A 1086-nucleotide genomic window follows, 5' to 3' on the forward strand; every position below is an offset into this window, starting at 1 on the left:
CAAGGCCACCGCGACCCTGGTCTACAAGGGCAAGACGGTCAAGACGAAGAAGGACCGGGGCTGGGAGCCCGAGATGACGGTCCTCGACTACAAGGTGAAGAAGGCCGGCTGGTACACGCTGACCAACACGGCCACGCGGTACTACCCGGAGATCAAGTATCCGGCCGGCATGCTGTCCACCAAGAGCGTGGTCAGCTACCGCTTCTACACCAAGCCCAACAGCAACGCGCTGGCCGAGGTCAACTCGGTGACGATGGTCCCGGCCGGGCTGAACAACTGGAACAAGGCCAAGGGCGGCAGCACGACCAACGTGGCGCTGAAGCTGAACCGCTACAGCCAGGACCCGGACGCCAAGCGCGGTAAGAACCCGAAGTTCAAGTCGCTCGGCGTCAAGATGTCCGCGGACGGCGGCAAGACGTGGCGCACGGTGAAGGTCAAGAAGGTCAAGGGCGTGTGGACCGCGGTTGTGCCCAACCCGGCATCGGGCGCGGTATCGCTGCGGGCCAGGGCCACGTACAAGAGCGGCGGCTTCACCGACGTGACGATCTATCGCGCGTACGGCATCGCCTGAGAGCACCACTGAAGCTGGGCATCCCGGAAGGGGTGCCCAGCTTTCGTTCCGGCGCCACTTGACCGGCCGGCCCAGGACCGGCCCGGAACACCCGGGCTAAGCACGTAGGCAGAATTCCGGTACGTAACTGGTGACGGGCGGTACGCGGACACGCTCAGCAAGAGGGACATAACAACGTAAAGACCCCGCCGCGGGTTCGGATCAGGTTTCCACACAAGAGCCTGAACCCCGACGAGGTCACCGTCAGTATGCGCCCCGCGCACGTCTACGCCAGCATGTCCGCGCAGCAACACACCGAACTGATTACCGCCCTGCACGGGCCTTGGCGTAACGCCACCCGGATCATGATGGTGGTGCTATCAGCGGCCGGCTGGTCCGCGAGCGAGATCGCCGATCTGCTGCACTACGACCCGAAAACCGTTCGCGCCTGGATCGCCCGCCACCACGCCGAGGGCCTCGCCGGGCTACCCGACCGGCCCCGATCAGGACGGCCCCGCAAGGGCAGCCCCCGCCTC

Annotated in this window: 1 protein-coding gene and 1 pseudogene; both read left to right on the forward strand. The window is 65.6% G+C overall.

Annotated elements, in window-relative coordinates; genetic code table 11:
* Positions 1-571: pseudogene (locus DMB66_RS62230) on the forward strand (hypothetical protein); the annotation flags it as partial.
* A 248-nt stretch (positions 572-819) separates the two neighbouring features.
* Positions 820-1086, forward strand: a 267-nt coding sequence (locus tag DMB66_RS59845; RefSeq protein ID WP_148112974.1) for a helix-turn-helix domain-containing protein, incomplete at its 3' end; no start/stop codon positions are given.

It is taken from the genome of Actinoplanes sp. ATCC 53533 (genome assembly GCF_003947245.1).